General features: G+C 68.5%; 30 protein-coding genes and 1 tRNA gene. 16 read left to right on the forward strand and 15 right to left on the reverse strand.

Features of this window, described 5'->3' with window-relative positions:
* Positions 1 to 209: 209 nt before the first annotated feature.
* Positions 210 to 506, forward strand: a complete 297-nt coding sequence (locus L0M17_RS07710; RefSeq protein ID WP_241053338.1) for a hypothetical protein — start codon at positions 210 to 212, stop codon at positions 504 to 506.
* 127 nt (positions 507 to 633) lie between these two features.
* A complete protein-coding gene (locus tag L0M17_RS07715; protein ID WP_241053340.1) occupies positions 634 to 801 on the forward strand; it encodes a hypothetical protein in 168 nt (55 codons plus the stop codon).
* A 29-nt stretch (positions 802 to 830) separates the two neighbouring features.
* On the opposite strand, the gene L0M17_RS07720 is transcribed toward L0M17_RS07715, so the two are convergent.
* From L0M17_RS07720 to L0M17_RS07750, 8 genes are all read right to left on the reverse strand, one after another.
* Entirely contained in the window at positions 831 to 1,004 is a 174-nt protein-coding gene (locus L0M17_RS07720; RefSeq protein WP_241053342.1) for a hypothetical protein, read from the reverse strand.
* A gap of 124 nt (positions 1,005 to 1,128) precedes the next feature.
* Entirely contained in the window at positions 1,129 to 1,401 is a 273-nt protein-coding gene (locus L0M17_RS07725) for a hypothetical protein (RefSeq protein ID WP_241053344.1), read from the reverse strand.
* Positions 1,402 to 1,437: 36 nt separating this feature from the next.
* On the reverse strand, positions 1,438 to 2,037 hold the full coding sequence (locus L0M17_RS07730; RefSeq protein ID WP_241053345.1) for a hypothetical protein: 600 nt from the start codon (positions 2,035 to 2,037) through the stop codon (positions 1,438 to 1,440).
* 15 nt (positions 2,038 to 2,052) lie between these two features.
* Entirely contained in the window at positions 2,053 to 2,181 is a 129-nt protein-coding gene (locus L0M17_RS22230; protein WP_255731784.1) for a hypothetical protein, read from the reverse strand.
* 197 nt (positions 2,182 to 2,378) lie between these two features.
* Complete coding sequence (locus tag L0M17_RS07735; protein WP_241053346.1) at positions 2,379 to 3,113, reverse strand: hypothetical protein; 735 nt, start codon at positions 3,111 to 3,113, stop codon at positions 2,379 to 2,381.
* A 71-nt stretch (positions 3,114 to 3,184) separates the two neighbouring features.
* The gene (locus L0M17_RS07740) at positions 3,185 to 3,970 is read right to left on the reverse strand and encodes a hypothetical protein (protein WP_241053347.1); all 786 of its coding nucleotides are present in this window, start codon (positions 3,968 to 3,970) and stop codon (positions 3,185 to 3,187) included.
* Positions 3,971 to 4,797: 827 nt separating this feature from the next.
* On the reverse strand, positions 4,798 to 5,322 hold the full coding sequence (locus L0M17_RS07745) for a GNAT family N-acetyltransferase (RefSeq protein ID WP_241053348.1): 525 nt from the start codon (positions 5,320 to 5,322) through the stop codon (positions 4,798 to 4,800).
* Entirely contained in the window at positions 5,319 to 5,558 is a 240-nt protein-coding gene (locus L0M17_RS07750; protein WP_241053349.1) for a hypothetical protein, read from the reverse strand. Before L0M17_RS07750 ends, L0M17_RS07745 begins: the two co-directional genes overlap by 4 nt.
* Before the next feature lie 305 nt (positions 5,559 to 5,863).
* Here L0M17_RS07750 and L0M17_RS07755 point away from each other — a divergent pair, with 305 nt between their 5' ends.
* The 6 genes from L0M17_RS07755 (at position 5,864) to L0M17_RS07780 (ending at position 9,660) form a co-directional block, all read left to right on the forward strand.
* Positions 5,864 to 7,258 carry an IS1380 family transposase gene (locus L0M17_RS07755; RefSeq protein WP_229230975.1) on the forward strand — a complete coding sequence of 465 codons (1,395 nt, stop codon included), beginning with the start codon at positions 5,864 to 5,866 and terminating at the stop codon, positions 7,256 to 7,258.
* Between the two features lie 349 nt (positions 7,259 to 7,607).
* A complete protein-coding gene (locus tag L0M17_RS07760) occupies positions 7,608 to 7,808 on the forward strand; it encodes a hypothetical protein (protein WP_241053351.1) in 201 nt (66 codons plus the stop codon).
* A 56-nt stretch (positions 7,809 to 7,864) separates the two neighbouring features.
* Positions 7,865 to 8,215: a hypothetical protein gene (locus L0M17_RS07765; RefSeq protein WP_241053353.1), complete on the forward strand. Its 351-nt coding sequence runs from the start codon at positions 7,865 to 7,867 to the stop codon at positions 8,213 to 8,215.
* Between the two features lie 377 nt (positions 8,216 to 8,592).
* Entirely contained in the window at positions 8,593 to 9,015 is a 423-nt protein-coding gene (locus L0M17_RS07770) for an Hsp20/alpha crystallin family protein (protein WP_241053354.1), read from the forward strand.
* 74 nt (positions 9,016 to 9,089) lie between these two features.
* Positions 9,090 to 9,515, forward strand: a complete 426-nt coding sequence (locus L0M17_RS07775; protein ID WP_241053355.1) for an Hsp20/alpha crystallin family protein — start codon at positions 9,090 to 9,092, stop codon at positions 9,513 to 9,515.
* A gap of 74 nt (positions 9,516 to 9,589) precedes the next feature.
* Positions 9,590 to 9,660 (forward strand) — tRNA-Gln (locus L0M17_RS07780).
* An 85-nt stretch (positions 9,661 to 9,745) separates the two neighbouring features.
* Here L0M17_RS07780 and L0M17_RS07785 read toward each other — a convergent pair.
* On the reverse strand, positions 9,746 to 11,068 hold the full coding sequence (locus tag L0M17_RS07785) for an Nramp family divalent metal transporter (RefSeq protein ID WP_241053356.1): 1,323 nt from the start codon (positions 11,066 to 11,068) through the stop codon (positions 9,746 to 9,748).
* A 269-nt stretch (positions 11,069 to 11,337) separates the two neighbouring features.
* On the opposite strand from L0M17_RS07785, the gene L0M17_RS07790 reads away from it, so the two are divergent.
* Complete coding sequence (locus L0M17_RS07790) at positions 11,338 to 13,125, forward strand: glycoside hydrolase family 15 protein (protein WP_241053357.1); 1,788 nt, start codon at positions 11,338 to 11,340, stop codon at positions 13,123 to 13,125.
* Positions 13,126 to 13,219: 94 nt separating this feature from the next.
* Positions 13,220 to 14,341: a S1C family serine protease gene (locus tag L0M17_RS07795; RefSeq protein WP_241053358.1), complete on the forward strand. Its 1,122-nt coding sequence runs from the start codon at positions 13,220 to 13,222 to the stop codon at positions 14,339 to 14,341.
* Between the two features lie 12 nt (positions 14,342 to 14,353).
* Here L0M17_RS07795 and L0M17_RS07800 read toward each other — a convergent pair whose 3' ends face one another.
* From L0M17_RS07800 to L0M17_RS07820, 6 genes are all read right to left on the reverse strand, one after another.
* Positions 14,354 to 15,460, reverse strand: coding sequence for an AI-2E family transporter (locus L0M17_RS07800; protein ID WP_241053360.1), 1,107 nt, complete (start codon positions 15,458 to 15,460; stop codon positions 14,354 to 14,356).
* 135 nt (positions 15,461 to 15,595) lie between these two features.
* The gene (locus tag L0M17_RS07805; protein WP_241053361.1) at positions 15,596 to 16,207 is read right to left on the reverse strand and encodes a TetR/AcrR family transcriptional regulator; all 612 of its coding nucleotides are present in this window, start codon (positions 16,205 to 16,207) and stop codon (positions 15,596 to 15,598) included.
* Positions 16,208 to 16,301: 94 nt separating this feature from the next.
* The gene (locus tag L0M17_RS07810; protein WP_241056356.1) at positions 16,302 to 16,655 is read right to left on the reverse strand and encodes an SPW repeat protein; all 354 of its coding nucleotides are present in this window, start codon (positions 16,653 to 16,655) and stop codon (positions 16,302 to 16,304) included.
* A 228-nt stretch (positions 16,656 to 16,883) separates the two neighbouring features.
* Positions 16,884 to 17,015: a hypothetical protein gene (locus tag L0M17_RS22235; RefSeq protein ID WP_255731787.1), complete on the reverse strand. Its 132-nt coding sequence runs from the start codon at positions 17,013 to 17,015 to the stop codon at positions 16,884 to 16,886.
* Positions 17,016 to 17,210: 195 nt separating this feature from the next.
* Positions 17,211 to 17,948 (reverse strand): hypothetical protein, encoded by a 738-nt coding sequence (locus tag L0M17_RS07815; protein WP_241053362.1) that lies wholly within the window; start codon positions 17,946 to 17,948, stop codon positions 17,211 to 17,213.
* Positions 17,949 to 18,105: 157 nt separating this feature from the next.
* Positions 18,106 to 18,591, reverse strand: a complete 486-nt coding sequence (locus L0M17_RS07820; RefSeq protein ID WP_241053363.1) for a hypothetical protein — start codon at positions 18,589 to 18,591, stop codon at positions 18,106 to 18,108.
* A gap of 227 nt (positions 18,592 to 18,818) precedes the next feature.
* Here L0M17_RS07820 and ilvD point away from each other — a divergent pair, with 227 nt between their 5' ends.
* From ilvD to L0M17_RS07850, 6 genes are all read left to right on the forward strand, one after another.
* On the forward strand, positions 18,819 to 20,546 hold the full coding sequence (ilvD, locus tag L0M17_RS07825; protein WP_241053364.1) for a dihydroxy-acid dehydratase: 1,728 nt from the start codon (positions 18,819 to 18,821) through the stop codon (positions 20,544 to 20,546).
* Between the two features lie 355 nt (positions 20,547 to 20,901).
* Entirely contained in the window at positions 20,902 to 22,776 is a 1,875-nt protein-coding gene (locus L0M17_RS07830; protein WP_241053365.1) for an acetolactate synthase large subunit, read from the forward strand.
* A gap of 3 nt (positions 22,777 to 22,779) precedes the next feature.
* Positions 22,780 to 23,292 carry an acetolactate synthase small subunit gene (gene ilvN, locus L0M17_RS07835; RefSeq protein ID WP_241053367.1) on the forward strand — a complete coding sequence of 171 codons (513 nt, stop codon included), beginning with the start codon at positions 22,780 to 22,782 and terminating at the stop codon, positions 23,290 to 23,292.
* 39 nt (positions 23,293 to 23,331) lie between these two features.
* On the forward strand, positions 23,332 to 24,357 hold the full coding sequence (gene ilvC / locus L0M17_RS07840) for a ketol-acid reductoisomerase (protein ID WP_241053369.1): 1,026 nt from the start codon (positions 23,332 to 23,334) through the stop codon (positions 24,355 to 24,357).
* A 156-nt stretch (positions 24,358 to 24,513) separates the two neighbouring features.
* Positions 24,514 to 26,109, forward strand: a complete 1,596-nt coding sequence (serA, locus tag L0M17_RS07845; RefSeq protein ID WP_241053370.1) for a phosphoglycerate dehydrogenase — start codon at positions 24,514 to 24,516, stop codon at positions 26,107 to 26,109.
* A 17-nt stretch (positions 26,110 to 26,126) separates the two neighbouring features.
* Positions 26,127 to 26,318: a hypothetical protein gene (locus tag L0M17_RS07850; protein ID WP_241053371.1), complete on the forward strand. Its 192-nt coding sequence runs from the start codon at positions 26,127 to 26,129 to the stop codon at positions 26,316 to 26,318.
* Positions 26,319 to 26,325 lie beyond the last annotated feature (7 nt).

Here is a 26,325-nt window from a genome sequence, read left to right on the forward strand (position 1 = left end):
GGGGATGTTTGACAACGGTTCCCGCACCCGCGCTGCGCCGTCCTGGCATGGGACGGCGGTTGGGCCGCGTGGTGGGGCCGCGGTTGGCGTGGCGGGGACCTTCTCGATGAGAGGAGGAACTCATGCACATGCGGTTAGCTCACGGGCACCCGAGGAGCGGTGTTTTCTTCCCGTCCTCGGCTCCGACCCGCCATAGCATCCGTCTTCCTTTGCCGCAGCGCAAGCGGGCAAACCCCCAGCGGTCGGCGGCGATGAGAGTGTCCCTGAGCGGGGAGCTGCTGCTGTCCGCGGTCTGCTGGGCGATCCTGCTCGTGCTGGCGCTGGGGATCGTCGTGGCTGCCCTGACCGCGCCCCCTGCGGCTGCCTCGGGCACGGCTTACACGCCGTGGCAGTCCACGACGGCTGCTGGGCCGCTTCCGTACGCCCACCCGCAAGCCGTGGCCGCGCCGCCGCTGCTTCCAGGGCTGCCTCATGTGGGGTCCGACCTGCCGTACCGCCACCGGTAGCCGCAGGCGGATGCGCGTCGAAGTAGACCCGAACCTGTCGGCCATGCATGTCATGCTGGTCTCGCGCCCCGCCGGCTTGTCCCTAGTCCGGTGTGGGCGCGCCAGCTTTCGCAGACGGGAGGGGGACGTGGAAGCGACACCGATGCGCCCAGACCCCCAGCGCGAGCTCGAACAGGCCGCGTGGGCCGCTGCCGAACGTACCGCCTCCGACTGGGTCGCCGGGCGCTACACGCCGCGGTCGGTCAAGGCACTCGCCGAATCGGCCATGCCCGCCTCCGTCCGCACCGACACCTGAAGACATCGGGCGGGCGCATTCGGCGGCTGTCAGGCCTGAGCGGGGACCCGTTCCGGCAGCCCGGGGGAGGACTGCCCCAGGATCCCGGCGATGATCTCCGGCACGATCTTCTCCGCGAGGTGACGGGCGTGTTCGACGGGCATAGTGGGGTAGCCGGAGTACTGGCCGCCGCAGGTGCAGCCGGGAACGCCGGCCTCCACCATTCCCGGTGTGCGAGCACGTCAGCTGCAGTTTTGGTGATGAGGTACTCCTCGAGCTCGGCCAGCTGCGCGGTCCGTGTCGCGGACGCGTTCCGTTCGCGCTCTGACCGGTGCACGTACCCGGCCATCAGACCATGCCGAGCCGGCAGTCGTAGCCGAGGCGGTCGAACGCCAGGGCAGGCCCGTCCGCGTCGCCATCCCTGAGCAGGTCGACGGCGGCGTCGAAGCCGGTCTGGGGGACCATCTCGTTGGGGGAGTAGGGGTCGGGTCCGCCGATGATAGCCCGGCGTGCCAGCGATCTGAGCCTCTCCTTCAAGGGAGCGGCGGGAGGACGCCATCGCAGGTCGAGGGTGATGCCTTCAGTATGGGAGCCGAAGCGGTGGCGGTCGGCTGGGGTCACGCTACTCCCCATGCGTAGAGAGCCCGGCAGCCTCGATCAGTCGTGCCGCCTCGGCGTCGAGCACCTTGCTGGCCTCCGGCCCGGGGGAGGCGCCTCGGCGAACGCCGCGCCCCAGTCCAGGATCGGGAGGTGCTGGGCGAGCTCATCCCCGACGACGCGGGAGTAGCGGCCGAGCTGCCGCAGCCAGCGGAAGACGCTCCCTACGACCTCGTCACCGGACAGGCCCTGGCAGAGGGTCTTGACGGCTTGGTTGACGATGAGATTCCGGGCCCGCTCTACCGGCGTCGGGGCGAGCTCGGGCACGAGGGGTGACCGGTCGGAGATGAGGCTGAGCATTCTGGGGCTGTACTTCCCCCGGAGAGTGAAGGCCAGCATGTGCTCGACCGGGACGCCGCTGGGCATAACCCGGTCCCACGCCTCCCGGCGGGCGTCCCACTCGGCCTCGGAGAGGCCGTCGGGGCGGTCGGTGTTGTTCCAGTAGCCGTACTCCTCGACGCCCTCCATGTCGTCGAGCGTGTTCTCGTACTGGGGGTTGTCGGCGAAGACGAGCAGGTGGAGCCTGCCGGTTTCCGGGTCGTCGCCGATGGAGGCCTCGAACCGGTGGGGGTCGTGGCCGCGCTCGGTCTCCTTCATCAAGTCCTGCTCCTTCGTTCACTCCAGGAAGGCCTGCACGGGGGCGTCCCCGGTGCGGGGCCCTCCTGCGAGGATGCTGCGGTCGATGCGCTCGGCGATGAGCCGACCTGCGAGGGCCGCGTCGAGGCGGTCCCGGACAGGGTCCATCGCCTGACGCAGGCGGCGGGAGAACTCGAACGGGTCGGTTCGGGGGGCGAGGATGTATCCGGAGTGGAATCTTCGTGCTCATGCCAACTCATGTGTGCGGAGGACGGCGGCCGGCTTACCGCGACCTTCCCATCGGACGCGCGGGCCTTCCCTGAAGGGGCCGTCCGTCGTCGGCGTGAGCCTGCTTGGACCCCTGCCTATGCCCGCCGGCGGAGCCGCCGCACCGTCACGACGACGACGGCGGTCACGATCAGGACGACGGCCAGGATGCCGAACCCGGAGACGCTCTGGGTGATCCAGCCGGCCCAAGGTGCAGCAGTGGGGAGCAGGAGGACGGCGGCGGTCCCGGCTGCGGCCAACGCCAGACCATTCGATGCCACACGCGCTGTTCGGCCTGGAACGGGCGCGGAGGGTCGGTGCGACCAGTCCTCGCGGATCGACTTCGGCACCCGCGGGAGATACGCGGCGGCGTGGACGATGACGGTCGCCAGCCAGACCAGGAAGCTGATCGCGTGGACCTGGAGGAGGACCATCGGTGCTGGGCCGGCAGCGGCAAGAGCGAGGCCGCTGACGATGACAGCCAGGGTGGATGCGACCAGCAGCGGCGCGAGAGTCCGCTGCAGCGGACGGGGCGGCCCCTTGCGCCGGTAGGCCGGGCTGCGGGTGTAGTAGCGCAGGAACCGCCACCCTGTGCTGGCCGTCTTGACTGCCACCGGTCCGGTCAGGAGGACCCCGACGAAGAAGTGCATTGGCATCAGGGCCCGAAGCGCGACCACGGTGACGATCTCGACCGCGAACAGCACCAGCAGCACAGCGCCCGCCATGGCGGTAAGACGCTCGTTGCCGAGGACCTCAGCGACCCGGCGGCCCTCGGGCTGGGATACGGCGTCCGGGTCGGGATCGGGCTTGTCGGAGGCAGTCAAAGGGGTCATCCGTCTTCCATTCCAAGGAGCGCCGATGCCGCGAAGCATACCCCTAGGAACTGGAACCAGGACGGCTGGGCTCAGACAGCCACCAGCCCCACAGAGCTCGCCGTCCGGGAGACGAGCTTGGGGCGGGCCAGGGCGGTCTGCTTGACCCCGTTGTACTCCTCGTGGGCCTTCACGGTGCCCGCCACCGTGATCTCGTCGCCCCGCTCGATGCCGAACGCCCAGGCGGCGGCGGTGAACATCTTCGCCACGGTCGTCCCGGCCTCGATGATGACGAGCATCGAGGTGGTGGTCGTGTACCCGAAGGTGTTCTCGACGGGCTGGAGGCGAGCCACCTTCCCGGTGACCTCGGTCTTCTCCCCGACCGTGCCCGCGTATTCGGATTCGGCCTGGGCCTTCGCCTGGACCTCCTTGCGGACCAGGTCGCCGACCATCCGCTCGTAGGCCGCGACGGCGGAGACGACGATGCCCAGGTGCTGGCCTTCTGTGTAGCGGGCACGCAGGAGGGCCTTGAGGTTGGTGACGTAGTCGCCGTCGCCCTCGAGTCCCTCCAGCAGGGCGTGGATGATCTCCTTGACCTTCTCGCTGGCCGAGGGGATCTCCGGGGCGGCGGCCTCGCGGCGCAGCTCGACGTCGGCGGGGGTGTTGCCGAAGAGGTAGGCGGAGACGAGGGTGCGGGTGGAGGGGCGGTCGTAGGCGGCGGAGGCGGAGACCCAGCCGTGGCTGCGGCTGATCGCCCGGGCGACGGGACGACGGTCGCGGGGGAGTACGCCTCGGAGCTTCGGCCGAGCCCGCCGATGAACCCGTCGAGTTCGGCGGCGAGATCGTCTTCGCTGTAGAACACGGGCTTGTCGGCCCACCCGGTGAAGTCCTTGATGCAGGTCGAGCCGACCTGCACGGTCTCTCCGGTGTCGGTGTTCCGGACGAGGTAGGTGCGCCGGCGGTTGGCGCGGGTGGTGTTGCAGTGCCCGCAGTGCCCGGCCTGCAGTGCCGAGCGGTCCACCCCGCTGTCCTCGGTGCCGGGTGCGGAGCGGAGCACGAAGTCGTGCCCGTCCTCGGTCTCGACGGCGTCGACGGCGGCGAGGAAGGTCCAGCCGTTGTAGCAGGGGGCTTCCCCGGCGATCCGGACGTCGACGACGGTGCGGGTCCGTTCCAGCCCGGTGGCGTCCGTCTCGGTCACCTCCCGCTCGGTGCCGGTGACTTCGATGCGGCCGGTGAAGCCGCGCTTGGCGGCGGGGGCGTTGATCTTCGCAGCGCGCTCCTTCGTGGCGGCGAACTCCGCCGGGGTCAGGGTCCATGCTGGCGGGGTCGCGGAGTCAGGTTCGGTTTCCGTGGCGGAGGCCACCGCACTGCCCGACTCGGGGCAAGTCTTCGTCGTCATGGTCCCCATGTGTGCGGACGGGAACGTGCCGGTCGCAGGGCGGATGAGGAACGGCACGCATCATCCCCTCCTCATGGGACGCGGCTTGCTCCCTGCCGACCTTTCGAAGACTGTAGGACGCGTCAGCAGATGGGGGAGACGTGAGTCCCGCGCGCAGCAGTGCCGGCAGGCCTGGCCGTCCGACCAGTCAGATTGAGGCTGCGAACACCTCGGCGCCACGATCGCCGCTCGGTGCGCCAGAGCACCGAACCGATGGTGCAGCCATGAGGCGGCTCAGACCGCGGAGAGGGCCGGGAGAATCGGCCCTCATCGGGGCGGCGGGGCATCGGGTCTGTCGTGGCGGTGCTCGAGCAGGATGGTGTCCCGCCAGAGCCCCGCGTGGGGTCCGTGGGGCATGAGGCCGATCCGTCGGCGGGTCCCGACGCGGGTGAAGCCGAGGGCCTCGTGGAGGGCGAGGGAGGCGGTGTTCTCGGGGAAGACGGTGGACTGGATGGTCCAGACCCCGTTCGCGTGGCACCGGCTGATGAATGCCTCCAGGAGGGCCCGGCCGATGCCCTGGCCGCGTGCGGTTCCGGAGACGTAGAGGGAGTTCTCGACGACTCCGGCGTAGACGGGCCGGGATGAGACCGGGGACGCCGCGACCCACCCGAGCACGCCGTCGTCCCCGGTGGCGACGAGGCGGAGGTCGGGGCGGCGGGTGGCGTCGAAGTACTCCCAGGAGGGCGGCTCGGCCTCGAACGTGGCGTTGCCGGTGGCGATGCCCTCGGCCCAGATCCGCTCGACGGCAGGCCAGTCCTCGGCCTCCATCCCCCGGATCGCGACGGCGCTCACGGGGCGACGGGCTCGCCGCTGCGCCCGTGGAGCAGCCCGGTGGGGAACCCGATGGAGACCGGTGCCGGGGTCCCGCCGCAGCAGGAGCCCTCCCCGAGGGCGGTGCCGGTCGAGCAGACCCCGGCGGCAGGCAGTCCGAATTCGAAGGCGGCCTTGGCACCAGTGACGATCCGGCCGAAGTCGGCCGCCATCCGCAGCAGGTCCCTGCGTACGGGATCAGCGACAGAGCCGTTCATCCTCGAGTGAACCTCCGTTCTCAGCAATTGCCCCTTTCTGCAATTCTGCCTCCTGCTCCTTGGGCACACCGCTCCCCTGAGAGGCGCCATCCCGCTGATCAGCAGACTTGCCACTTCGTTGCCGTAGAAGACCACCTCGTTGGCGGAGCGTTGCCCAGCCCTTTGGCAACAGCCGCGGATAAGCCTTGATCCACCGATGGGGTTCGTGGCGGCGTGGCGTAATTAAGGGCAATATGCCCGCCATCCCGGGGAGAATTGGACTTGCGACAGAACCAGTTCCCTGAGGATGAGAGGGCATCTCGTAGGTGCAAGTTTCCCACAGTCAGGCCGCGGTGGCGGTGTCCTTCGACGAGCCGAACCTCGTCTCCGCGGCAGGCCTGCTGCCGGTGATGCGCCTGGCCGAGGCCGCAGGGCTCCGGGCCCTGACCGACGCGCATCTGAGCGTGCCGACGGACAAGGGCGCGAACGCGGGCCTGAAGATCGCCTCGCTGGTGGCCGGGATGGTCGCCGGGGCGGACTCGATCGATGACATGGCCCTGCTGCGCCACGGCGGGATGGGCAGGCTCTTCAAGGCCTGCTACGCGCCCTCGACCCTGGGCTCCTTCCTGCGCGCGTTCGCCTTCGGCCACGTCCGCCAGCTCGACGCGGTCGCCGCCCGCTTCCTGGCGAACCTCGCCGCGCGGGCCCCGCTGCTGGACGCCCCGGCCGTCGGGGAGTTCGTGTTCGTGGACGTCGACGACACGATCATCGAGGTCCACGGCCACGCCAAGCAGGGCGCTGGCTTCGGGTACTCCGGGGTCCGCGGGCTCAACGCCCTGCTGGCCACCGCCACCACGGCCCAGAGCGCGCCGGTGATCCTGGCCCAGCGGCTGCGCAAGGGCGCTGCGGCGTCCCCGCGCGGGGCGTCCCGGCTGGTCGCCGACGCCCTCTCCGCCCTGCGCCGCGCCGGGACGCCGGGGAGGGCGCTGGTCCGGGCCGACTCGGCGTTCTACGGGCACCCCACCGTCGCCGCCGCCCTCGCGGCAGGGGCCGAGGTCTCGGTCACGGTGCGCCTGGACCCGGCAGTTAAGCGTGCCATCGCCGCCATCCCATCGGAGGCCTGGACGGCGATCGAGTACACCGATGCGGTCTTCGACCAGGCCGCCGGGACCTGGATCTCCCGGGCGGAGGTCGCCGAGGTCCCCTTCACCGCCTTCGCTTCGCGGAAGAAGGCCGAACAGGTCACCGGGCGGCTCGTCGTGCGCCGCATCCCGGACCTGAACCCCAAGGCCCCCGACGGGCAGGGGACCCTGTTCGACACGCACCGGCACCACGCCTTCTTCACCACCGTCCCCGCCCAGGACCTGGGCACTGTCGCGGCCGATGCCACGCACCGTGCCCATGCGGTCATCGAGCAGGTCCACGCCGACCTGAAGGACAGCGCCCTGGCGCACCTGCCCTCGGGGAAGTTCGCGGCGAACTCGGCCTGGCTCGTCGCGGCGGTGATGGCCTTCAACCTCGCCCGCGCGGCCGGGACCCTGGCCGCCGGCCCCTTCGCGAAAGCCAGGACCGGGACCATCCGCCGCAAGCTCGTGAACCTCCCGGCCCGGATCGCCGCCAGCGCCCGGAAGATCCGGCTGCGGCTGCCGGCGAACTGGCCCTGGCAGAACGCATGGGAACAGCTCTTCACCGCCGCCCACGCCCCGCCGTCCATGCCCTAGGAAGACGCAGCCTGGCCCCGCGAGGCCCCGAACAGCACCAGAAGTGGAACACCGCCGGCAGCGAGGCCGCGCCCCCACCCCTGCCCGAAACATCCATCATCCACCGCCCGCACAGGACCGCCGGACCCAACACCCGATCGGTGGATCAAGGATAAGAGGACCATCTTGGATGACAGAACCGCGCCCTTGGCGGCTGACGGAAGCCGCGGAATGACGAGATCCCTGTCCTAGGCGCTAGGACCACGATGCGGGCATTAGCCAGGTGGGCCTCGATACCCCGACCGCGCCTGGAGCCCTGGCCGCACACATAGGTGTCGGCCCCGATCGGACCCCTTGGAAGGAGGAGGCCATGGCCAGGAAGAAGGCTGAGACCCGGCACGTGTTCGCCTTGCCGGAGGAGCTGGTGCACCGTCGCGCGGAGCACGCCGCCTCCGGCGCTTCTGGAGTGCATGCGGACCAGAAGGCCCGCCGCCACCGGACCGGGGCGGTGAACCGGATCGGGTCGCGCTCGTCGCGGACCCGTGCCGCCATCCGCAACGAGGGGTGCTGATCGGGTCACCCTAGGTCCCGTGTATAACGCCGAGCCTGCCGCACACATAGGTGTGCATGAACACTCGTGCAGCCCAAGTCATCCTCGTAGCCGCAGCGCTCCTCATCGACGTCGTCCAGCCCGCTTTCAATGGTGCCAACCTGCTCGCCCTCGCCATGGTCGCCGTCGTCGGCTACCTCGAGCTGCGTCTCAAGGCGTCGCCCGCCGCGGAATCTCAGGACGTTTCGGCTCGCCGAGGACGGCGAGGCGGCCTGAGGGTCACTGCGCGTTCCCAGACTTCAGAGACGCCTTGCCGTTGGACTGGCTGTCCCCTTCCGCGTTGCCCCGGCTGTTCCCGGCTGTCGCCGAGCGGAGGGCCCGGCGCAGCGCGGACTGGGCTGCCTGCTCGGATGTGCCCCATGCGGTGAACTGCCCCTGCTGGGCGGTGGCGACGGGTGGGTCCGTGGCCCGGTCCGGTGCGGAGGCGGGGGCCTCGCCTCCGGTCTGCGCCAGCTGGGCTGGGGCGGCAACGGCTGCGGCCTGCCCTCCGCCCTGTGAATCCTGATGCCCCCGCGCCTGGCCGCCTGCCGGGTCCTCCTGCTAACGGTCGCCGGACGCTCGACGGGAAGGGGCCGCGCCCGGCAGAACCGAAACGCTCGCGCCGAATTGCACTGCTCGGCGAGTTCATGGGGGCCTTGCGCTCCATCGTCGGACGAGTCAAAATATCTGTGTCCGTAGGAGCAGATTTGATGAGCGGGCAACACATAGGTATTGCAGAGAGTCTTCTGAAGAGGAGGTTCCAGTGATGCTGATGCGAACAGATCCCTTCCGGGAGCTCGACCGGCTGACCCGGCAGGTGCTGGGCAATGCTGCGCTCCCCGCCGCGATGCCCTTGGAGGCGTGGCGGCAGAATGGCGAATTCGTGGTCGAGTTCGACCTGCCCGGCGTGGACCCCGGGACGATCGACCTCGGAGTCGAGCGCAATGTCCTGACGGTGCGCGCCGAGCGCCGCACCCGTCGGCCGGAGCAGGCCGAGGTCGTCGCGGACGAACGGGCGCAGGGGGCCTTCACCCGGGAGCTGATCCTGGGCGATGCCCTGGACACCGAGAAGATCCAAGCCGACTACCGGGACGGGGTCCTGACCCTGCGCGTGCCCGTGGCCGAGGAGGCCAAGCCGCGCAAGATCGCCGTCCAGGCATCCGGGTCCAAGAAGGAGATCGACGCCTGACCTGCGCATCCCGGGGCAGAGCCCATGGCACCGCCCCGGGCCGCGGTCCTCTGCCAGAGAGAAAGGATCGAGGCATGTCTGAGTTGATCAAGTGGTTTGATGCGCGCCGCAGCCCGTTCGAGGTGCTCGAGCGGCTCTTCGAGGGCGAGCGGGGAACGCCCGGGGCGATCAGGGTCGAGGAACTCCTCGACGGCAACGACCTGGTGGTGCGGGCGGAGCTGCCCGGGGTGGACCCGGAGAAGGACGTGGAGATCAGCGTCCAGGACCACTCCCTGCTGATCAGCGCCCACCGGCAGGAGCGCACCGAGGAGAAGGCGAAGGGCGGCTACCGCTCGGAGTTCCGCTACGGGTCCTTCTCCCGCGCCCTGCCCCTGCCCGAGGGCGCGACCGAGCAGGACATCCGGGCCACCTATGCCGACGGGGTCCTCGAGGTCCGCATCCCGGTCCCGGAGCAGACGCAGGCCGCCCACAGGAAGATCGAGGTCAAGCGAGCAGGATGAGCCGGGACGGGCGGGCAGCCGAAACCCGGCCGACCCGCCCCGAACCGGCCCTGTAGGCGTCCCAGGACGCCCGATCCCGGTTCGTCCAACGGCAGGACACTGCACTCTGGATGCAGGAATCGTGGTTCGAATCCACGGCCGGGAGCTCAAGCCCTGTCCAACGGCTCGTCGGCGGCCACACCCTTCCATGGGCACAGCCGCGGCTTCCCAGGATGCCGGAGGCGCTCGCCTCATCCAGAGATCTGGGACCAGACGGCCAGCACTCCGGCTCCCGCCATGATGCCTGCGGTGGCCCACCCGATCGACGTGGAGAGCCCGCGGTTAGCCCGTTCGCCCATGATCTTCCGATTCCCGGCGATCAGGAGCACGACGACGACGAACGGCGCCGCCGCTATCGCGTTCAGCATTGCGGAGAAGACCAGAAGGGCGATCGCGTCGGTGAACATCGCCGAAAGGACCGTGCCGATGATCAGCCCCACGACGAGCAGGCCGTAGAAGAGGGGTGCTTTGCGGGGGCTGCGGTCGAAGCCCCAGTTCTTGTCCGTCAGGCCGCTGATGCCGATGCAGGCCGCGGATGCGAGGACGGGGACCCCGAGTAGCCCGGTGCCGATGAACCCGAGTGCGAACACGGCCCCCGCCAATGGCCCGGCGATGGGCTTGAGGGCCTTCGCCGCGTCCGCGGCGGAGCTGATGTCGGTGGGGTGGCGGCCGATCGTGGCTCCGGTGGCGACGATGATGGCGAACATGACCAGAGTGGAGACCACCATCCCGGTCACCACGTCGATGCGCTGCTGCCGCCGGCGGCGGATGGCCTTGTAGTCGGGGATCTGGGTGTCGGAGGCTGGCTCGTCCCCGTTCTCGGGGCGGGCGCGCATCTCCTCGATGCGTTGCCCGCTCTCCCAGAAGAACAGGTAGGGGGAGATCGAGGTGCCGAAGACTGCGGCGATCAGGCCCCAGAACTGAACTCCGGGGTGGACCCGCTGGAAGGTGAGCCCTGCGAGGACCTCTCCCCATTGGACGCCCGCGATGAGCATCACTGCGACGTAGGCGAACAGGGCCAGGCAGAGCCAGGCGAAGACCCTCGAGACCAGTTTGTAGGAGCCGCTCATCAGCAGCACCGCCAGGCCCAGTCCCGCAATCGGTGCCCATACCCGGGACGGGCCCGCGCCGAGCAGTTCCATGCCCTTGCCCACGGCCATCAGGTCAGCGCCGAGGTTGACGATGTTGGCCACGAGCAGGCACAGCAGGAGGAGTCCGACCACGAGCTTGCCGGCCCTGCCGAAGCGACGTCGGGCGAGCCGGCCGAGGGTCTGCCCCGTCGCGGTGGCTGTCCGGTCGCACATCTCCTGGACTGTGATCATCATCGGCAGGGCGACCGGCGCCGTCCAGACAGTCGCGAACCCGAACTGGGCCCCGGCCTGGGCGTAGGTCGCCACACCCGAGGGGTCGTCGTCGGCCGAGCCCGTCACAAGGCCGGGGCCCAACGCCTTGAGCCAGCCGCGCCATCCCAGACGATCCGGCGTCTTCCGGGCCCGCTCCCTCGTCGTTACCATCGACCCTTCCCTCCCAATGCTGATGCCCACCAGAGGCCCTGTGCCGACAATTGCGTCTGCGCAACTGTCCTACCCTCTATCGGATCCCCCCAACCGCTTCCGGAAGAACCGCGCTGGCCGGTCCCGGGGAGGTTGGGGATCGCTTCCGTCCCGCCGCCGTCTGGAAAGGAGCACAGGCGTGGCGGTCTCGGGCGCTACGGCCCTCGTTGAACTGCTGCAGACCTAGAAAGTGATTGCGGTTGCGCAACTGTTGCTACTACGCTGTCTGTATGGCTTCAGCCGAAGAGGTTGCTTCGGATGCCGAGGACTTCCCGCCGCATGTGCTGAGGGAGTACGCGATGCTCGCGGACGGGGTGCGCGGGGCCCTCCTAGGTCCCCGAGGCGACATTGTCTGGATGTGTGCGCCGAAGTGGCACGACGACGCGGTCTTCTCGACCCTGCTGGGGGGCCGGGGATGCTTCGCGGTGACGCCGGCGGAGCGCCGGTTCGTCTGGGGCGGCCGCTACGAGGACGGGACGCTGATCTGGGTCAGCCGCTGGATCACAGCCGCCGGGATCGTCGAGTGCAGGGAGGCCCTCGCCTATCCCGGGGACCCGCACCGGGCAATCCTGCTGCGCCGCATCAGGGCGGCCAAGGGGCCTGCGGAGGTGCGGGTGGTGGTCGACGTGAGGGCCGGCTTCGGGCACCACGCGATGAGCCGGCTCCGCCGGGACGGGGCGATCTGGACCGCGCGCAGCGGCCCCCTCAGGATCCGCCTCAGCGGGGCGGATGAGGCCGATGACGGCGGCGGACCGGTCGAGTTCACCGTGCGCCTGCCGGAGGGCCGGCACCACGACGTGGTCCTAGAGATCTCCGACACCGAGCTCCCGTCCGAGCGGATCCAGCCCGACGAGACCTGGAGTGCGACCGAGTACGGCTGGCACCGCGAGGTCCCTCGTTTCGGGAACACGATCGCCCCGGACGACGCACGCCAGTCCTACGCCGTCCTGCGCGGCATGACCGGGGCCGGCGGGGCGATGGTCTCGGCTGCGACGATGGGACTGCCGGAGCGGGCCGAGCAGAAGCGCAACTACGACTACCGCTACGCGTGGATCCGGGACCAGTGCTTCACCGGGGTCGCGGTCGCCTCCTGCAAGGAGTTCCCGCTTCTGGACGATGCGGTCCAGTTCGTCGCCGCGCGGTTGCTGGAGGACGGTCCCGATCTGCGCCCGGCGTACACAGTCGACGGCGGCCGCGTCCCCGACGAGCATGACGTCGGCCTGCCGGGCTACCCGGGCGGGTCCGGGAAGGCTGGCAACTGGGTCGACGGGCAGTTCCAGCTCGACGTGTTCGGCGAAGCGCTCCTGCTCTTCGCTTCCGCCGCACAGCACGACCGGCTTGATCTCGACCAGTGGAAGGCCGCCGAGGCCGCCGCCGAGGCCATCGCACAGCGCCACGGCGAGCCGGACGCCGGGATGTGGGAGCTGGATCCCGAGCGGTGGGCGCATTCGCGGCTGATCTGCGCTGCCGGGCTGCGCGCGATCGGCCGGGAAGCCCCTACACGCCAGGCCGCCCTCTGGTCATCTCAGGCCGACGGGCTCATTGCCGAGGTCACTGGCGAGTGCCTGCACCCCAGTGTGCGCTGGCAGCGGTCCCCGAGCGACCCGAGAGTGGACGCCTCACTCCTGCGCCCGGTGCTGCGCGGTGCCGTAGCGCCGCAGGACCCCCGCTCGGTTGCCACTTTGGAGGCCATCCACGCCGAGCTCGCCCGCAAGGGCTACCTCTACCGGTTCCGGCAGGACCGCCGCCCCCTGGACCAGTCCGAGGGCGCTTTCCTCCTCTGCGGCTTCGACCTCGCGATGGCACTGCACCAGAGCGACGAGCCCCTCCAAGCCGCCCGCTGGTTCGAACGTAACCGGAACGCCTGCGGGACGCCCGGCCTGTTCACGGAGGAGTACGACGTCGAGCAGCGCCAACTGCGCGGCAACTTCCCCCAGGCGTTCGTGCACGCCGCGATGCTCGAAGCCGCCCGAAGGCTCGCCGACGAGCCGCCCGCCTGGGGAGGGCTCAACGCCTGAGGGCCCGGGCGAACAGGACGTGCACCAGCATGGCATCGGAACCAGCATGGCATCGGAAGAAGTATGGAAGCAGAAGAAGCAGAGGAGGATCCCGATGGGAAAGCGAACCGCAGTGCGGGCCTGGTGCGCCTTGATCCTTGCCTTCACAGCTTCGGGTGTGGCGGCCTGCACAGGACCGGGCGAGCCGGCCTCACCGGGCACGTCGCCGGCATCGGGGTCTCCAGCCAGTTCGGCCGCTCCGACGGGGGGATCGGCGCCGTCGTCCTCCTCGTCGTCCTCCTCCTCGGCCTCTGGTGCGGGTCTGGCTGCGGTCCCCGGGGTGGTCAAGGAGGTCGAGCCCTCGGTGGTCACGATCAGCACGCCGATCGGGCTTGGCAGCGGGGTCGTCTACCGCGGCGACGGGACGATCGTCACTGACGCCCACGTCGTCGAAGACCAGCAGAAGCACCCGTACAAGACGGTCCAGGTCCAGTTCGCCGACGGCTCTCAGGCCCAGGCAAACGTCGTAGGAGTTGACGACGTCGCCGACGTCGCCGTGCTCCGGGCCAGCCGTACAGGCCTGCCCGTGCCGAAGTATGCTGGAGCAGACCCCCAGGTTGGCTCCCTGACCGTGGTCATCGGCAGCCCGCTGGGCCTGGACGAGACCGTCACCGCAGGCATCGTCTCCGGCCTCCACCGCAACATGCCGCCCTCCCAGGAATCTCCCCAAGGGGCCATCGACCTCCTACAGACCGACGCGCCCATCTCGCCGGGGAACTCCGGCGGGGCCGTGGCCGACGCCGCCGGGGACGTCATAGGCCTCTCCGAGGCTTACCTCCCGCCCAGCTCCGGTGCGGTCGCCATCGGATTCGTCACCCCTGCCGCCACGGTGACGTCGGTGGCGGACCAGCTGCTCGCAACCGGCAAAGTCAAGCACGCGGCCCTCGGGATCGTTCCCACGGACATCACCGCGCAGATCGCCCAGCGCTTCGGGCTCCCCTCGAACACCGGCGCGCTCGTCGTCGAGGTGGCCCCCCAAGGTCCGGCCGACAAGGCCGGGGTCAAGGCTGGGGACATCATCACTGCCTTCGCCGGCAGCAAGGTCACCGACGTCACCGACCTCCTCGCCGCGCTCCGCAAGCAGAACCCCGGGCAGACCGTCAGCCTCACCGTTCAACGGGGCAGCAGCACCCAGAACCTGAGCGTGACCCTCGGCGACCTGGCCCAACAGGGATGACTTCCGCCACCCCTAGGCGCGGTCGGGTGTTGGTGCTTCCTCACCCCCGGCCTCGTCGCCTTCGGTGCAGGTCTTGATGACCGTCCATGCGACGGCCATGGTCGGCACGGCGAGCAGGGCCCCGACAATCCCAGCCAACAACGCGCCCGCCGCGAGGGAGAGGACGATCGCGAGCCCATGGATTCTGAGCACACGGCCCATGAACAGCGGCTGGAGCAGGTGGTGCTCAAGCTGGCTGACGCCGATGAGGACCCCGAGCACGATGAGCGCGACCACGGGCCCGTTCGAGACGAGCGCGGCAAGCACAGCGAGGGACCCTGCGATGGTGCCCCCGATGATCGGGATGAACGCGCCGATGAAGACGAAGACGGCAAGCGGCGCAGGGAGAGGCACATGGAGGATGACGAGCGCGATGCCGACGATGACGGCGTCGGTCGCGGCCACGATGGCAGTCCCGCGGACGTAGCCGCCCAGCACGCGGGCGCTGCTCTCCGCCGCCCGACGGGCCGTGGGCTGGTGCGCTCTGGGCATGAAGCCGATCAGGAAGCCGCGGATCTTCGCGCCGTCCTTGAGGAAGAAGAAGAGCACGACCACGAGGAGCACGGTCGCGGTGAAGAGCTCGGTCACGGTCTGCGCTCCGGTCAGGGCCTCCGCCGCGACGTTGCCGTCTGAGAGGACCCTTTGGACCGAGTCGCGGAGGCTGCTGAGCTGAGCGTCGCTGATCCGGAACGGCCCGTTGTTCAGGAATGAGTGGAGCTGCGCGATTCCGTTCGCGAACCGGTCCGCGATTTCTGCTGCCTGGGCGCGTACGAGGAAGACGATGCCGGTGACGATGCCGCCGAAGACGGCCAGGATCGCGAGGAACGAGACTGCGACCGCCAGCGCCCGCGGCCACCGTCGGACTGCAAGCCATCGGACCAGGGGCGAGATCGCGGAGGCGAGGATGGCCGCGATCATGACCGGGACGAGCACGAGTGGGACCCGTGTGACGGCCCACAGGAGTGCGGCGATGAGGGCGGCGACCGCGAGTACCTGGACGGAACGGACGCTCGCACGCCCGAGACCGTCAGTCCAAAGAGCCGAGAGCGGCGGGCGCGGCGGGGGTGCAGACTGCGGCATCGGATTGCCTTTCGCCTAGGGAGCGCCGAGGTTGAACAAGGGCGTCACGCGGGCGAAGAGGGCTGTCCTGCCTCCTCCCGGCCGGTTCCGCTGCCGTAGCGATGGGTCAGTCCTCGGATTCCGGATGGGCCGGTACTAGGCCGGTTGGGTTTGTGTTTCCGACCCGCGCCGGAGCCCGGCGCAGAGCAATTCGGCCACGGATGCCAGATCGTCCCGCGGGTCCCGGACTTTCATGGCCCCGGACCCTCTTAGCTGGTCCTCCAGGGGCTTGGTTGTCACCATGGCCACCCAGGCCAGCGCGGCAGCACGCAACGCTTTGGGGTCTATCTCGGAGCCGGAGAGGCTGCGGGTGAGAACCTGCTCGATCGCCGCGTACAGCGACTGCCGGTGAGCTGCGAGGTTCGCTTTGACCTCCGGGTGCGTGAGTTCCTCGCGCCAGAGGATCACCCGGAGCACAGCTGAGGCGGCCTGGGCTTCGAAGAGCTTCTCGCTGAGATTGAGCAGCGATTGCACCGGATCCCCTGGAGCGGTCAGCGGCCCGACGTCGATCGTGTCGAAGCCGAGCCGTTCGCCGACCAGTGCCGAGAGAATGTCCTTCTTGGTCGGGAAGTAGTAGAACAACAGCCCTTTCGGCACCTGCGCCGCCTTCGCCACGGCGGATGTGGCCGTCGCATCGAATCCCCGCTGCGCGAACAGATGCTCCGCGGCATCGAGGATCCTGGTCCGGGCCCTGCCTTCTTCCTCCACAACCGCCGCCTTCTTGGCCAGAACAATAAGGGCCCTCGAGCGCGGGTCGGGCGCGGCAGGGCACCCCTGCTGCTCCCGACCCGACTGCCCGATTCTAGTGCGAGGGCTGGGCGTGGCCCCGGTGGTGCAGGCGCATGGCCGGTTGGACGGCCCACAGCCCGACGATGATTCCGATGCCGCCGCAGATCCAGGCTGTCCAGGAAACGGCCAGGTTCGGGGTGAAGCCGAGAACCCAGGGGGAGATGAACAGCAAGGCGCCGATGATGGCCTCGATCCACTCCATTGCTGCCGTTCCCGGAGCTGCAAGGTTCATCAGCCCTACTGAAAGCAGCACGACGCCCAACACCATCAGCACCGGCATGGACCTGCCGATCTGCGGGGTCCAGATGGGTGACCATGCTGCGTACAGACCGGCAGCGACTGCGACCCAGTCCTGCCACCGCGTCATTCTCGTCACTGAAACCAACCTCCTCGTATCCGTTGGCTCCCTGTGCGGGGGTCGCTTCTCATTTTAGGATTGATTGACCGCCCGATCAAGATGCTGGCTGCCGAGCTACCAACTCCTTCCTGATCCGCGGCTAGGTGGATCAGGAAGGGTTTTTGTGTATCGGCACCTCTGCGGTCAGGGAGGGGCCGCTGCCGCTACTCAGCGGCCCCTCCCGCTCATTGGGTTCGATCAGCCCCAGAACGTCTCCTGAGCCTCTGCATCGTAGGGGTACGAATGGACGCCCTGGATGAGCCCCTCCGCGACCCTGCCGGCCTCGAAGAGCTCATAGGCGCGGCGCACCAGTTCCTTGTTGGTTTCCATAGCTCTTTCCTTCGACCCCGCCTCGCCAGATCCCTTCGCGCATATCCGTTGTGTCGTCGGTCAGCTTCTATTGATTGTCCGGCTATTGATTGATTGTCCGGCGCCAGCAAATAGCCCGTGAATACGCATTTGTACGTACGTCGGTTTCGGATGGCTGGATCAGGCGGAGCAGGTTCGACGGCGTGGAGCGGGTGCTCATGCCCCGAACTGGACGGCGTCGACCTTCCAGACGCCACCCTCGTTGGCCATCGTGACGCTCGCGTTCGCGAGTTCGTTCGGGTCGATGGCACCGGGTTGGCCTGCCGTTGTCCAGCGGCTGTCCGTCACGGGTGCGCCGTCCGGGCCCATGTACTGCCGGCTCAAGTAGCAGAAGACGTGGCCCGTCTGCAGCGCCGATCCGGCGGTGGTGTGGAGGGTGCACTCCATTCCGGTGGTCTGCACCGTGAAGCCGGTCGCGTGGACCTCGCTCTGCGCGGGCGTGAAGCTGGTGGCGAAGGAGCTCGCCATGCGTGCAGTGATGAGCCCTTGCGACACGAGCTCGTCGCGAGCTCCGGTGGGAGAGGCATATTTGGCGGCTGTCTCATTCATCAGCACAGGGAGTACCCGGTAGATCGTGTCGCGCGCCTTGGTCTCCTCGGGCGTCAGCGCACCCGCGTAGCCTGGGCCGTCGATCTGCAGCGATCGGAGGGTCGGGGCCACGATGGGAACGCTCACGCTGGACGGCGAGGCGGACGACGACGGCGGGGCTGACGACGCCGGTGAACTGGCCGTCGTCGTCGGGCTGCTTGACGGCGACGGCGCCGCACTGCCGGTCGTGGCGCTCCCGCTCGCGCCAGCCTGCGGTCCCGCTGCCGAGCAGCCGGCAAGGGCGGCACCCGAGCAGAGCGCGACGAGCGCAAAGGTCGAGGCGAGCAGAAGCTTCCTGGCAGCCATTCCACGTCCTTCCTGCGGACCCGATCCCGTTGGACCCTGTCTCAGCAGACGATGTCTTATCGAATTGCTCTGTCTTATCGAATTGCTCTGCCAACCTACGCGACTTCGCGGGCTGACTCGTGCAAGGCCTCAGGGCAAGTGTCTGGTGTGGGAGTCGTCAGAGTGCGCAGAGCTGGCGCATGAATGCCGTGAAGTCGTCTGCGTCGTCTTGCTGTTCGACGGTTCGAGGTGTCGTCGTCTGCTCGGGGCTGTCGAGCTGGCATAGGGAGCGCACCGTGAATGAGAACTCGCGGCCGGTGCTGGTCCCGACGTCGAACGCTCCAGGTGCTGACTCGGCCGCGTAGGCGAGGTTCGTGAGGTCGATGGTCCAGGGCCGGCCGGCTGCCTCGAGCGTCCGGCGGTCGAAGGGCGCGATGACGAGTTCGATGGGCTGCCTGCGGTACCCCAGGACGACGCCTCGCGGCATCGGCGTCCCTGCGAAGGGCCCGTCGAGCATCCCGCCTGCTTCGGCAGCGCACACCAGGTTGTACGACCCGTAATTGGGGATCTGTCCGTCGAAGACGCGGTGGAGTGCCGCCTTGAGTGCTGCGTCTGATGGCGCGGGGCCCGTTCCGCCGTCGAAGGGCGGATGCTGGCTGCTCACGCTTGCTCCTTTCGCCGCCGCGCCTCCCAGTCTACGGACAGGTACGTTCGGGGATGAGGGGACGCAGGCCGGTTTTTGCCCGCCCCTACGTCAGGTCCGTGAGCCTCGAAGGCACGTGTCCAGTATCCGGGCGTGGGTCCGCATTATGGACGAAACATTGGCGGAATTTCGCGGAAGCTGCGCTGCCGCGGTCCGGAGGAGCCTCCCGGCGGTCATAGACTCTCCCCATGACCGAGCAGAGCCAATCCTCTCCAGCGCCCCGCGAGGGCGTCGACATCAAGCCGCGCAGCCGCGTCGTGACCGACGGCATCCACGCGGCCCCGGCCCGCGGCATGCTTCGCGCCGTCGGCTTCGGCGACGAGGACTTTGCCAAACCCCAGGTCGGTATTGCGAGCTCGTGGAACGAGATCACCCCCTGCAACCTCTCCCTCGACCGCCTCGCGAAGGCAGCAAAGGAGGGCGTCCACGCGGCGGGCGGCTTCCCCATGCAGTTCGGGACCATTTCTGTCTCCGACGGCATCTCTATGGGCCATCAGGGCATGCACTTCTCCCTGGTGTCGCGCGAGATCATCGCTGACTCGGTCGAAACCGTCATGCAGGCCGAGCGCATCGACGGCCAGGTCCTCCTCGCGGGCTGCGACAAGTCCCTCCCGGGAATGCTCATGGCCGCCGCCCGCCTCGATGTCTCGAGCGTCTTCCTCTACGCGGGATCGATCATGCCCGGCTGGGTCAAGCTCGAAGACGGCACGGAGAAGGACGTCACCCTCATCGACGCCTTCGAGGCAGTGGGCGCCTGCGCGGCCGGCCGCATGTCGAAGGGGGACCTCGACCGCATCGAGCGGGCCATCTGCCCGGGCGAGGGCGCGTGCGGCGGCATGTACACGGCGAACACGATGGCCAGCGCCGCCGAGGCTCTCGGCATGTCGCTTCCCGGTTCCGCGGCTCCGCCCTCGGCCGACCGCCGTCGCGACATGTTCGCTCACCGCTCCGGCGAGGCCGTCGTCAACCTCCTGCGGCAGGGGATCACCTCGCGCGACATCATGACCCGCGAGGCGTTCGAGAACGCGATCGCCGTGGTCATGGCGTTCGGCGGGTCGACGAACTCCGTCCTGCACCTCCTCGCCATCGCCCGCGAGGCCGAGGTCGAGCTCGAGCTCGAGGACTTCAACCGCATCGGCGACAAGGTCCCGCACCTCGGCGACCTCAAGCCGTTCGGCCGCTACGTCATGTACGACCTGGACCGCGTCGGCGGCGTGCCCGTCGTCATGCGCGCCCTCCTGGACGCGGGCCTCCTGCACGGCGACGCGCTCACGGTGACCGGCAAGACTGTCGCCGAGAACCTCGAGGAGATCGCACCGCCGGACCTCGATGGGAAGATCGTCCGCGCGATGGACAACCCGATCCACAAGACCGGTGGCCTGTCCGTGCTGCACGGCTCGCTCGCTCCCGAAGGCGCAGTCGTGAAGACCGCAGGCTTCGACGCCCAGGTGTTCGAAGGGTCCGCACGCGTCTTCGAGCGCGAGCAGGGTGCGCTCGACGCCCTCGACAACGGCGAGATCAAGGCGGGGGACGTCATCGTCATCCGCTACGAAGGGCCCAAGGGCGGCCCCGGCATGCGCGAGATGCTCGCGATCACGGGCGCCATCAAGGGCGCCGGTCTCGGGAAGGACGTGCTCCTCCTCACCGACGGTCGCTTCTCGGGCGGCACCACGGGGCTGTGCATTGGGCACGTCGCGCCGGAAGCGGTCGACGGCGGCCCGATCGCCTTTGTGCGCAATGGAGACCGGATCCGCGTGGACATCCCGAACCGCACGCTCGAACTGCTCGTCGACGGGAGCGAGCTCGAGGCGCGCCGCGAGGGCTGGGAACCGCTCCCTGCCCAGTTCACGAAGGGCGTTCTGGCCAAGTACGCCAAGCTCGTCCACTCGGCCAGCGAGGGCGCAGTCCTCAACTGAGGCCTTCCTTCGAGGGCCGCACAAAACATGCCGCCGAGAGCGGCGCAGTGGTGCGGCCGGGTCCGAGGGCCTGGCCGCGCCACGGTCTCACTTGCTGGATGCCAGTCCGAATAGTGAGATGCCGAAGTCGCAGATTGACACTCTCACAAGGAATTGTGAAGACTGTGGGCATGCAGACCGTTTCGACCGACATGGTGCTCAATGTCGTCGTCCTTGCCAAGCGCGTGGCTTACTGAAGCCCGACTGGCAACGTTCTGTCACGCGCAACCCCTCGGAGAGCCGGAAGGCTCCAGGGGTTGTTTTTATTTGAGCTGAGCACAGCTCCTTCGCCACGAAGATCCTAAGGAAGAGACTGATGAGCAAAGGAACGCCGATCAGCCCATCGCTGATGGCTTCGAAGCCGTCTGCGGCCAAGGCCGCGGATTCTGTCGACTCTGTCGACTCTGCCTCTGCCGTCCTGGGGCCCAACCGCGTCGTTGAGCCTACAGAGATGACTGGATCTGAAGCAATCGTCCGCTCGCTCGAGGAACTTGGCGTGGACGATGTCTTTGGTCTTCCGGGCGGCGCGATCCTGCCGACCTACGACCCTCTGATGGCTTCGAAGATCAACCACGTCCTGGTGCGCCACGAGCAGGGCGCCGGCCACGCTGCCCAAGGGTATGCGATGGTCACGGGACGTGTCGGCGTCTGCATTGCTACGTCGGGTCCGGGCGCCACCAATCTGGTGACCGCGATCGCCGACGCGCACATGGACTCCGTTCCCCTCGTCGCAATCACCGGTCAGGTCGCGAGCGGCGTCATCGGCTCCGACGCGTTCCAGGAAGCCGACATCGTCGGCATCACCATGCCGATCACCAAGCATTCGTTCCTCGTCACCCGGGCAGAAGACATTCCGCACACCCTCGCGGAGGCCTTCCACCTCGCGTCGACAGGCCGCCCCGGCCCCGTCCTCGTGGACGTGACGAAGGACGCCCAGCAGTCCAAGATGGTTTTCAGCTGGCCGCCCAAGGTCGATCTACCGGGCTACCGTCCCGTGACTCGGGGCCACAGCAAGCAGGTGCGCGAGGCGGCCCGCCTCATCGCAGCCTCTGCCAAGCCGGTCCTCTACGTGGGCGGCGGCGTCGTCAAGGCCAATGCCGCGACCGAGCTCGTGCAGCTGGCCGAGACGACCGGGGCCCCAGTGGTGACGACGCTCACCGCGCGCGGTGCTTTCCCGGACTCGCACTCCCAGCACGTCGGCATGCCCGGCATGCACGGTTCGGTCTCGGCCGTCACCGCGCTCCAGCAGGCAGACCTCCTCATCACGCTCGGTGCCCGGTTCGATGACCGCGTGACCGGGGTGCTGAGCTCATTCGCCCCGAATGCCAAGGTCATCCACGCGGATATCGATCCGGCCGAGATCTCCAAGAACCGCACGGCTGATGTCCCGATCGTGGGCTCAGTCAAGGAGATCATCCCCGAGCTCACGGAGGCCGTCCGCGCGATCCAGGAGAAGGACGGCGGCACCGACCTCGCTCCTTGGTGGGCGTTCCTCAACAAGCTCAAGGAGGACTACCCCCTCGGCTGGACAGAGCCCGAGGACGGTCTGCTTTCGCCGCAGAAGATCATCCAGCGCATCGGCGAGCTCACGGGGCCCGAGGGCGTGTACGTCGCTGGCGTCGGGCAGCACCAGATGTGGGCCGCCCAGTTCGTCAAGTACGAGCGTCCCCGCGCGTGGCTGAACTCCGCAGGGCTCGGCACGATGGGCTACTCGGTTCCCGCGGCGATGGGCGCCAAGGTCGGCAATCCGGAGCGCACGGTGTGGGCGATCGACGGCGACGGCTGCTTCCAGATGACGAATCAGGAGCTGGCGACCTGCACGCTCAACAACATCCCGATCAAGGTCGCAGTCATCAACAACTCGTCCCTCGGCATGGTGCGCCAATGGCAGACGCTGTTCTATGACGGCCGCTACTCGAACACCGACCTCCACACGGGCGCCGAGACCGTCCGCATTCCTGACTTCGTCAAGCTCGGGGAAGCCTATGGTTGCGAGTCGTTCCGAGTCGAGCGCGAGGACGAGATCGACGAGGTCATCAAGCAGGCCCTCGAGATCAACGACCGCCCCGTGGTCATCGACTTCGTCGTGAGCCCGAACGCCATGGTGTGGCCGATGGTCCCCTCTGGTGTGAGCAACGATCTGATTCAGGTGGCCCGCAATTCCACCCCGGTGTGGGAAGAGGAGGACTGAGGCATGGCCCGCCACACCCTGTCCGTGCTGGTTGAGGACAAGCCGGGCGTGCTGACGCGCGTCGCCGGCCTCTTCGCCCGCCGTGCGTTCAACATCCATTCCCTCGCTGTCGGCCCGACGGAGGTCGACGGGATCTCGCGCATCACAGTGGTCGTCGATGCAGAGGGTGACCTCCTCGAGCAGGTGACCAAGCAGCTCAACAAGCTCGTGAACGTCATCAAGATCGTGGAGCTGCTCCCCGAGAACTCGGTCCGCCGCGACCACCTGCTCATCAAGGTCCGCGCGGACTCGATGACGCGGGTCCAGGTTACCCAGGCGGTCGAGCTGTTCCGGGCGTCGATCGTGGACGTGTCGACCGACGCGGTCGTCGTGGAGGCGACCGGCACGACCGAGAAGCTCGAGGCTCTGCTGACCGTCCTGGAGCCGTTCGGCGTCCGCGAGATCGTCCAGTCCGGGACGCTCGCGATCGGCCGCGGTTCGCGGTCCATGAGCGACCGAGCCCTGCGCGCAAGTTAAGAAAAAAAGTTTCCCAGTGAAGAGCCAAGGAGATATCAAGTGACTCACCTCTACTACGACGACGACGCCGACCTGTCGATCATCCAGGGCCGCAAAGTCGCCGTCATCGGCTACGGCAGCCAGGGGCACGCGCACGCCCTGAGCCTGCGCGACTCCGGAGTCGACGTCCGAGTCGGCCTCGCCGAGGGTTCGAGGTCGAAGGCCAAGGCTGAGGCCGAGGGCCTCCGCGTCCTCCCGGTCGCCGACGCTGCCGAGGAAGCCGACCTCATCATGATCCTCACCCCGGACCAGGTCCAGGCCAAGGTCTACGCCGAGTCGATCGCCGAGCACCTCAAGGCCGGCGACGCCCTCTTCTTCGGCCACGGTTTCAACATCCGCTACGGCTTCATCCAGCCGCCGGCCGACGTCGACGTCGCGCTCGTCGCCCCGAAGGGCCCCGGCCACATCGTCCGCCGCGAGTTCGAGGCCGGCCGAGGGGTCCCGGACCTCATCGCCGTCGAGCAGAACCCGTCGGGCAAGGCCAAGGAGCTCGCCCTCTCCTACGCGAAGGCGATCGGCGGCACGCGTGCCGGCGTCATCGAGACCACGTTCACCGAGGAGACCGAGACCGATCTCTTCGGCGAGCAGGCCGTCCTCTGCGGTGGTGCTTCCCAGCTCATCCAGTACGGCTTCGAGACGCTGACCGAGGCCGGCTACAAGCCGGAGATCGCGTACTTCGAGGTGCTTCACGAGCTCAAGCTCATCGTCGACCTCATGGTCGAAGGCGGCATCGCCAAGCAGCGCTGGAGCGTCTCGGACACCGCCGAGTTCGGCGACTACGTCTCCGGCCCGCGCGTCATCGACCCGCACGTGAAGGAGAACATGAAGGAAGTCCTCAAGGACATCCAGGACGGCACCTTCGCGAAGCGCTTCATGGACGATCAGGCGAACGGCGGGAAGGAGTTCCTCGAGCTGCGCAAGAAGGGCGAGGATCACCCGATCGAAGCGACGGGCCGCGAGCTGCGCAAGCTGTTCTCGTGGATCAAGCAGAACGACGACTACACCGAGGGCTCCGTGGCCCGCTAGTCATCATCCAAGCGGCGGGTGCGGATCGCGCCCGCCGCTTCGGCTGTCACGCCATGGAGAGTGCTCCCGCTCACACCTGTCCCTCATAAGCTCCAGACCGCGCTCCACCCACCCAACGTGAAGCATCCCGCCTGACCGACCGGAGAGGCCCCGCCCGTGTCCAACGAGAAGCCCGTCGTCCTCCTCGCCGAGGAACTGTCCCCCGCCACCATTGAGGCCCTCGGCCCCGACTTCGAGATCCGCCACGCCGACGGCGCCGATCGCTCCCAGCTCCTGCCGGCGATCGCGGACGTCGACGCGATCCTGGTCCGTTCCGCCACCAAGCTCGACGCCGAGGCGATCGCCGCCGGCAAGAAGCTCAAGGTCATCGCCCGCGCAGGTGTCGGCCTCGACAACGTCGATATCAAGTCGGCAACGCAGGCAGGCGTGATGGTCGTCAACGCGCCGACCTCGAACATCGTCTCCGCCGCCGAGCTCACGTGCGGGCACATCCTGAGCCTCGCCCGCAACATCCCGGCGGCCAACTCCTCCCTCAAGGGCGGCGAGTGGAAGCGGTCCAAGTACGCCGGCACGGAGCTCCTGGACAAGACGCTCGGCGTCATCGGCCTCGGTCGGATCGGCGCCCTCGTCGCTGCTCGCATGCAGGCCTTCGAGATGAATGTCCTCGCGTTCGATCCCTATGTCACGTCAGCGCGCGCCGCGCAGCTCGGCGTCAAGCTCGTGACCCTCGACGAGCTGCTCGCGCAGAGCGACTTCATCACGATCCACATGCCGAAGACGCCGGAAACTGTCGGCATGCTCGGCGCGGACGCGTTCGAGAAGATGAAGTCGACCGCGTACGTCGTCAACGTGGCCCGCGGCGGACTCGTTGACGAGGATGCCCTGACGAAGGCCCTCGAGGCAGGGCAGATCGCGGGAGCCGGGATCGACGTCTTCGAGAAGGAGCCGAGCACCAACCTCCCGTTCTTCGAGTACCCGAACGTCGTGGTCACTCCGCACCTCGGCGCCTCGACGGACGAGGCCCAGGAGAAGGCGGGCATCTCGGTCGCCAAGTCGGTGCGCCTTGCCCTCGCCGGTGAGCTCGTCCCCGACGCCGTCAACGTCGCCGGCGGCGTCATCGCCCCGGACGTCCGCCCGGGCATCCCGCTCATCGAGAAGCTCGGCCGCATCTTCACCGCGCTCAGCCAGGAGCCCGTCACGCAGATCGATGTCGAGGTCGCGGGGGAGATCGCATCGCTCGATGTGAAGTCCCTCGAGCTCGCTGCGCTCAAGGGCGTCTTCACGGATGTCGTCTCCGAGAAGGTCTCGTACGTCAACGCGCCGGTGCTCGCCGAGCAGCGGGGCGTCGCGGTTCGCCTCCTCACGACGTCGGAGGCCGAGGACTACCGCAACGTCCTCACGATCCGCGGCCTCCTCTCGGACGGCACCCAAGTCTCCGTCGCGGGGACACTCACGGGCCCCAAGCAGATCCAGAAGCTCGTGGGCATCAACGGCTACGACCTCGAGATCCCCATCTCGGAGCACCTCGTGGTCATGAGCTACACCGACCGCCCCGGCGTCATCGGCACGATCGGCCACATCCTCGGCATGAACGGCGTGAACATCGCCGGCATGCAGGTGGCGCGGGCCGAGCAGGCTGGCCAGGCGATGGCCCTCCTCACCGTCGACTCGAAGATCCCGGCCAACGTGCTCGAGACCGTCAAGAGCGAGATCGGCGCGACCGCGGTGCGCGAGATCGACCTCGAGGACTGACCTCCCGCACTGCTCGAGTGACAAGCACGACGGCGGGTCCCACCACGGTGGGGCCCGCCGCGCTGTGTGCGGGAGTCGCCGCGCTGGGTCCGCGAGCCGCCGCGCTGGGTCCGCGAGCCGCCGCGCTGTGTGCGGGAGTCGTCGTCGTCCGTCTCCGTCAGGACGACGCCGCCCCGCAGCATTCGCTGCCTGCCCCGCCGATCCGGTAATTTTTAG

The organism is Sinomonas terrae (genome assembly GCF_022539255.1).
Lineage (GTDB): Bacteria > Actinomycetota > Actinomycetes > Actinomycetales > Micrococcaceae > Sinomonas > Sinomonas terrae.